The 527-nt window shown below is 37.2% G+C and carries 1 protein-coding gene; it reads left to right on the top strand.

The features are described 5' to 3' along the window. Positions 1-527, top strand: a 527-nt coding sequence (locus tag JR005_RS14820) for an aminotransferase class I/II-fold pyridoxal phosphate-dependent enzyme (RefSeq protein WP_228731678.1), incomplete at both ends; no start/stop codon positions are given.

Raw genomic sequence — 527 nt, forward strand, 5'->3', positions numbered from 1 at the left:
GGTGGTACGGCTGCAATGGCGTATATTTTCAACTCTTTAAAAGAAAATAAGCTCATTGACTATGGTGATAAAATTGCAATTGGTGTTCCTGTTTTTACGCCATATCTTGAAATCCCAGAGTTAAATGATTATCAGCTTGAAGAAGTGTTGATTCATGCAGATCCAAATATGGGATGGCAATATCCAGAATCTGAATTACGCAAACTCGAAGATCCTTCGATTAAAGCCTTTTTTCTCGTTAATCCAAGTAATCCACCTTCTGTAAAAATGAGCGATGAAGGTCTGGAAATTTTGGCGGATATTGTCAAAAAACGTCCTGACTTAATGATCTTAACTGATGATGTGTACGGAACGTTTGCAGATAACTTTAAATCTTTATTTGCGATTTGCCCCGAAAATACCATTTTAGTGTATTCATTCTCCAAATATTTTGGCGCTACTGGCTGGCGTTTGGGAATTATCGCGACTGCGAAAGAAAACATTCTGGATAAAAAAATCGCAGCTTTATCGAAAAAGGACAAAGCAGA

The organism is Acinetobacter sp. Colony158 (genome assembly GCF_019264745.1).
GTDB lineage: Bacteria > Pseudomonadota > Gammaproteobacteria > Pseudomonadales > Moraxellaceae > Acinetobacter > Acinetobacter ursingii.